Here is a 6,230-nt window from a genome sequence, read left to right as displayed (position 1 = left end):
CGGAACTTGTAGTTGGTGGTCAGCGCCACGTTGCCCGTGAGGTTCGGCGCGGGAGCCGGCTCGGCAGGGGCAGTCTGCGCGCTCGCGAGCATCGGCAAGGCGGCAAGGGCGCCCACGGCCAGGACCAGAACGGATTTACGGTGCATCATCGAGTGACTCCTCGGGGGTGTTTTGAAAGTGGTTTGGAAACCATGTCAAAGCAGGGAGCGTGCCAAAGTGTCAACAAGCTTGCGAAGCCGGGCAACGACCAAGGATGCACGTCGTAACAATGAAACAAGAGATGGACGCACCATCTTGGGGATAGGGAGAAGAATGAGTCTGTCTTTGGTGCAAAGCCGCGCCTTGCTGGGCCTCGAAGCGGCCTCTGTCACGGTTGAGGTGCATCTGGCGAACGGTTTGCCCAGCTTCACGCTGGTCGGCCTGGCCGATGTGGAGGTCAAGGAAGCCCGGGAGCGCGTGCGCTCGGCCATCCAGAACGCCGGTCTCGAATTCCCGAACAACAAGCGGATCACGGTCAATCTGGCGCCAGCGGACCTGCCCAAGGACTCGGGACGCTTCGATTTGCCGATCGCCCTCGGCATCCTGGCGGCCAGCGGGCAGATCGAAGCGGCCCGGCTGGCGGGTCATGAATTCGCCGGTGAACTCTCGCTTTCGGGGCAACTGAGGCCCGTGCGAGGTGCGCTGGCCATGGCGCTCGCGTTGCATATCAGCGGGGTTGCGACACGGCTGGTGCTGCCGGCCGACAGCGCGCAGGAGGCCTCGCTGGTGCCCGACGCCGAGGTCTACGGTGCGCGGCACCTGCTGGATGTCGTGCGGCAGTTTCTTCCTCCGGGCGACAACCCGCTGCAGGCCGATCCCGGCGAGGACGGGTGGGCCAAAGTGCTGGCGGCCCCCGCGGGCCCGGAACTGCGCCACGCCGACCTCGCCGACGTCAAGGGCCATGCCGGCGCCAAGCGCGCCCTGGAGATCGCGGCGGCCGGCGGCCACAGCCTGTTGATGGTCGGCCCGCCCGGCTCGGGCAAGTCGATGCTCGCGCAGCGCTTCGCCGGCCTGCTGCCCGCGATGAGCGTGCAGGAAGCACTCGAAAGCGCCGCTGTCGCCAGCCTCGGCGGCCGCTTCGCTGTCGACCGGTGGATGCGCCGACCGACTTCGAGCCCGCATCACACGGCCAGCGCGGTGGCGATGGTGGGTGGCGGCTCACCGCCGCGGCCGGTGAGTTCCTCCAAAGTTGTCGCACTTTCAAACCTAGGAAAATCAACAAGTTACGCGCGCCGTTTTCAAATTTACGCCGGTCGGGTTTTCAAAGTTGCGCCGGCGCCGGTGGAGCGAGCCCCAACGGCCTCCTCCAGGCGCCATTGCCGCCCCGCTGTAGCCTCGTCCGACCCAACGGCCTGAAAGCTGACAGGCTACAGTCGGCCAGAAGCAGACATTGGTCTGCCTTATGAGAAACAACTGACAAAGCAATTGGGCGTCGCGTCTGACCATGCCGGCCTGGAGTTGAAACGCGCCCTCGTCGCGGAACTGCAAGGTCGCGGCATCGCCGTGCGAGATTTCGGAACTGACGCGAGCGCCTCTTGCGACTACCCCGATTTCGCACATGCAGTTGGCCGCGCCATTGAGTCCAACGAGATTGAGCGTGCGGTCCTTGTGTGTGGAACTGGCGTGGGAATGTCGATTGCTGCAAATCGGCACGCAGCCGTCCGCGCCGTCGTGTGCAGCGAGCCTCTGAGCGCACGCATGTCACGGCAGCACAACGATACCAATGTCCTTTGCCTCGGTGCGAGAGTCATCGGCGCGGGTACGGCAATCGACATAGTGGATGCCTTCCTTGACGGAGTGTACGAAGGCGGACGGCACGCTTCTCGCGTCGCGAAAATAGAGTTGAGCTAAGTCTGCTTTGGGCCCGATGGCCTTGGTGCGGGTGTGGCAGGATGCGGCCCACAAGCCGACCTACGCGGCTCGGCTCCGCTACCTTTCTCCCGAATGGAAAACATCACTATCACCGCCGCAACTCCCGAGGAACTCCGCTCCGGTGAGGTAGGCCGCAAGCTGCGCCACTACAACTACGGCTTCGTCGGCGAGTATCCCGAGCAGCAGTGCATCCGGCTCAACGCCAAAGACGGGAGCGGCCGATTGCTCGGCGGGCTGCGAAGCTTTGTGTTTCTCTACTGGCTCAACATCGAAGTGCTTTTTGTCGAAGCCGACGTGCGCGGCTCGGGTCTGGGTAGCCCCCTGCTCGCCGAAGCCGAGCGGCAGGCCATCGAGTTGGGTGCCAAGAATGCGAAGCTCGACACCTTCGAGTGGCAAGCGCCCGCGTTCTACATGAAACGTGGCTACGAGGAGTACGCGCGAGTCTACGACTATGCGCCCGGCTTCTACCTCGCCTCCATGAAGAAATCGCTCGTGGGCTAAGCGGCATTTTTAGCCTTGACATGGTGAGACTTGTTCTTATTGAAGGGCTTCCTGGCACCGGCAAAAGCACTCTTGCACGGGGCCTCTGCGAGGTCATTCGCTCTAACGGGCTCGAAGCGAACTGGTACCTTGAGGAGGAAGCCGATCACCCGGTGCATCCCGCCACCTTCAGACAGGCACGGAACGAGCCGGCGTTCGCTAAACGCTGCCTCGACAGTTGGCATCATTTCGTCGAGCGCGTCGGAACTAGCGGCGGGCTTCACCTTCTGGAAGGTAGCGCGCTTCAGTCGACAGTTCGATTCATGATGGAGCAAGGGCACGCGACCGTGGATGAGTATTTCCAGCGGTTCATCGAGATCATCAAACCGCTCTCACCCGGACTGATCTATCTATGTCCTGACAATGCTTTGGAGCATTCGCGCCGCGTTTCGGCCCATCGCGGCGCAGATTGGTCCTGCAAAGTCTCAACCTATCTGCAGGAAACGCCTTACTCGACGGCTCGGAACTGGAAGGGTGAGTTGGGCATGCATTCGTTCTGGTCAGACTATGCCGCGCGATGCAACGAACTCGTCAAACGGGATGGCATGCCGATCTTGACGCTCACTGCTGAGCCCGGTGATGCGAGGTCGCAGCTTTCAGAGAGCATCGCGTTTTTGCGTGGCGCGGATGTCCGCTTACGAGAAATCTGGAAGACGGCTTAGGGCCGAGGTTGTGTGAAAACTCAGTTGACTCAAGTTTTCGAGGGTCGTTGACCCCTTGGAGCATTCGAGAAAACGCCGCCTGAGCCCTCCTTAGCGGTCATCGGACTTGCTCCGAAGCAGTCATTCACGCTATGACTGCTGGGTTGCCGGATTCTGCGGCGTGCGTGGTCAGTTCTTGTCTGTGCGACAGGCCTGCCAGACCAAGGCAACGCCAAACCCAGCGAAAAAGATGGCTGTCGCGAGAGCGCCAGTGAGCCAGGTCGACGCCGGTCCACCGCCCAAATTTTTTCACGCTTCGATGCGTGCGAGCGCCGCGCCTTCCATGAAGGTGTCGTCCAGCATGTCCAGGCTGCAATCCAGCAGTGTGGGCGAGACTTCACGTTCCAGCACATCGAACATCCCTTCCACGAAGTCCATGAGATGGTCGGATGCTGCGATGGCTTTGTCGACTTGGCCGTCGGCAACGGCCTCGATGACCGCAACATGGCCGTCGACCGTGTCGTTCAGGTTCACGCCCCGTCCGGTCTGGGTGTGATAGATCCAACCCAATCGCCTGAAGATGGTGTGAAGGGGACGCAGCGTGCTTTCCACGAAAGGCTCGCCAGCAGCCGCCATGAAGAGCTTGTCGATCCGCCGATCGACCAGGTTGAACTGGTCGAGGTTCAGCTCGCCGCGGCGCTCGATCAAATGGCGCTTGAGGTGCAGCATCTGGTTGCGCTGCGATGCACCTGATCGCTCAGTGGCCAGGCGAATCACGAAGCGCTCCATGTCACGCCGCAAGCGCAACAGCACACGGTCGCGCGTGAGGTCGACAGGCGCGATCTGCACGCCATGGCGCGGCGCGACGATGAGCAAGGTGTCTGCCGCCAGTCGGTTGACGGCCTGGAGCACCGGCGTTCGGCCGAAGCCCGTCAACTTCTGCAGGTCGTGCGTTGCAAGGAAGCGGCCTGGCTTCAGTTCGCAACACACCAGCAATTCCTCGATGCGCTCATAGGCCGCATCCGACAGGCTGACCGGCATGCGGCGGCGCTGGGGCTCATGGCTGGTGAGCTCTTCACTGGCAGCAATTCGGGGTTTCGCACGGGGGCGCTTGGAGGTTGCCATAAGGGTGGTTCCGACGCAGGAGGCCGCGACATGCCGCGACCTCTTCAGGGCGTCGAGCATATCGTGATATGCAATGGAATTCACTGATTTCAGGCCGGTTTCAGGTGTATTCATGGAAAACCGCCGCGAATCGGTCCACCGCCTTGTGTCAGGGAAAACGCCTAAACATATCGTGAAATATCACAGTATTCTTCGGCAAACGCACCGCACCAACACACACGCCCGATGTCCCACCCACTGTTCAACCTTTCCGGCCGTACGGCCCTGGTCACCGGTTCCTCGCGCGGACTGGGTCACGGAATTGCCGAAGCCCTGGCTCAGGCCGGCGCACGCATCGTGCTCAACGGCGTCGACCTGGAGCGACTGGCGCAGAGCGCCGAATCGCTGCGCGGCAAGGGCCACCAGGTCGAGACGGCCCCCTTCGACGTGACCGACGACGTTGCCGTCTGTGCAGCCTTCGAACAACTCGACTCGCGCGGCATTGCGGTGGACATCCTGGTCAACAACGCCGGTATCCAGCTTCGCAAGCTCCTGGTCGATCTCTCGGTGGACGAGTGGGACAAGGTGCTGCGCACCAACCTCACCAGCGCCTTCCTGGTCGGCCGCGAGGCCGCCCGCCGCATGATCGCGCGCCAGTCCGGCGGCAAGGTCATCAACATCGGCTCGCTCACCAGCGAAGCCGCCCGCGCCACCGTGGCGCCCTACACCGCGGCCAAGGGCGGCATCAAGATGCTCACGCGCGCGATGGCGGCCGAGTGGGCGCAGCACGGCATACAGGCCAACGCCATCGGCCCGGGCTACATGGCGACCGAGATGAACACCGCCCTGCTGCAAAACCCGGAGTTCGACGCGTGGGTTAAGGCCCGCACGCCGGCGCGCCGCTGGGGCCGGCCCGATGAGCTCGGCGGCACAGCCATCTACCTCGCATCCGCGGCCTCTGACTACGTCAACGGCCAGATCCTCTATGTCGACGGCGGCATGCTGGCCGTGCTCTGAAGCGCGTCCCGAGCCCATTCATCTTCCTACACGAACGGAGACCCCCATGAAGCAGATTCGCGTGGCGCTTGCCGCCATCCTCACCACGGCGGCGGCAATGCAGGCCCCGGTGGCAACGGCAGCGTCCGACTACCCCAACCATCCGATCGAAATGGTGGTGCCCTCCTCCGCCGGCGGCGGCACCGATGTCATGGCGCGTCTTTTCGCCGAAGTGTCCAAGAAGTACATCACCCAGCCCATCGTGGTGAGCAACAAGCCCGGTGCGAGTGGCGGCATCGGCATGACCGAAGTGCAGCGCGCGACGCCGGATGGCTACAAGGTCGGCGTGCTGATCTCCGAGCTGGCGATCATTCCGCACCTCGCGATGACCAAGGTCACTACCAACGACTTCATCCCGCTGGCACGTTTGAACGGCGACCCGGGGCTGATCGCCGTGCGTGCCGATTCGCCCTTCCAGTCCATCGACGACTTGCTGGCCCAGGCCAAGAAGACGCCCGGCGGCGTCACGATGGGCAACGCGGGCAGCGGAACCATCTGGCATCTCGCCGCAGCGGCAGTCGAGGAGAAGACCGGCGTCAAATTCAACCATGTGCCCTACCAGGGCGCGGCGCCCAGCGTGATGGCGCTGGCCGGCGGTCACGTCGATGCCATTGCCGTCAGCCCGGCGGAAATTGGCTCCTTCGTTGCAGCGGGCAAGCTGCGCGTGCTGATCTCGATGGCGGACCGCCGCCTGCCGGCGCCTTACGACAAGGTGCCCACCTTCAAGGAAAAAGGAACGGACCTCGTCATCGGCACCTGGCGCGGGCTGGGCGTTCCGCTTAACACGCCGCCCGAAGTCGTGACCTACCTGCGCGAAGCCACCCGCAAGACGGCGCAAGACCCCGCCTTCAGCGAAGCCTTGCTCAAGGCCAACCTGCAGCCGGCCTACATGGACGGCGAGCAGTTCAAGGCCTTCATGAACAGCCAGTCTGACTACTTCAAGAAGTTGCTCAGCGGCCTGACCATCCAGAAGTAAGG

General features: G+C 63.1%; 6 protein-coding genes and 1 pseudogene. 6 read left to right on the top strand and 1 reads right to left on the bottom strand.

Translation table 11 applies throughout. The features are described from left to right. Positions 1-312 precede the first annotated feature (312 nt). The 4 genes and pseudogenes from QTH90_RS30575 to QTH90_RS30560 form a co-directional block, all read left to right on the top strand. Positions 313-1,212, top strand: a pseudogene (locus QTH90_RS30575) (YifB family Mg chelatase-like AAA ATPase); the annotation flags it as partial. A 252-nt stretch (positions 1,213-1,464) separates the two neighbouring features. Continuing rightward, a complete protein-coding gene (gene rpiB / locus QTH90_RS30570; RefSeq protein WP_286668345.1) occupies positions 1,465-1,890 on the top strand; it encodes a ribose 5-phosphate isomerase B in 426 nt (141 codons plus the stop codon). Between the two features lie 93 nt (positions 1,891-1,983). Continuing rightward, positions 1,984-2,412, top strand: coding sequence for a GNAT family N-acetyltransferase (locus QTH90_RS30565; RefSeq protein WP_286668344.1), 429 nt, complete (start codon positions 1,984-1,986; stop codon positions 2,410-2,412). Positions 2,413-2,432: 20 nt separating this feature from the next. After that, the gene (locus QTH90_RS30560; protein WP_286668343.1) at positions 2,433-3,113 is read left to right on the top strand and encodes a P-loop NTPase family protein; all 681 of its coding nucleotides are present in this window, start codon (positions 2,433-2,435) and stop codon (positions 3,111-3,113) included. Positions 3,114-3,401: 288 nt separating this feature from the next. On the opposite strand, the gene QTH90_RS30555 is transcribed toward QTH90_RS30560, so the two are convergent. Then, the gene (locus QTH90_RS30555; RefSeq protein ID WP_286668342.1) at positions 3,402-4,217 is read right to left on the bottom strand and encodes a GntR family transcriptional regulator; all 816 of its coding nucleotides are present in this window, start codon (positions 4,215-4,217) and stop codon (positions 3,402-3,404) included. A 225-nt stretch (positions 4,218-4,442) separates the two neighbouring features. Here QTH90_RS30555 and QTH90_RS30550 point away from each other — a divergent pair, with 225 nt between their 5' ends. Then, on the top strand, positions 4,443-5,213 hold the full coding sequence (locus QTH90_RS30550) for an SDR family oxidoreductase (protein ID WP_286668341.1): 771 nt from the start codon (positions 4,443-4,445) through the stop codon (positions 5,211-5,213). Between the two features lie 46 nt (positions 5,214-5,259). Continuing rightward, positions 5,260-6,228 carry a tripartite tricarboxylate transporter substrate binding protein gene (locus tag QTH90_RS30545; protein WP_286668340.1) on the top strand — a complete coding sequence of 323 codons (969 nt, stop codon included), beginning with the start codon at positions 5,260-5,262 and terminating at the stop codon, positions 6,226-6,228. Positions 6,229-6,230 lie beyond the last annotated feature (2 nt).

The sequence above is a fragment of the Variovorax flavidus genome, from assembly GCF_030317145.1.
Lineage (GTDB): Bacteria > Pseudomonadota > Gammaproteobacteria > Burkholderiales > Burkholderiaceae_C > Variovorax > Variovorax flavidus.
This window is presented reverse-complemented; position numbering and strand designations above follow the sequence as displayed.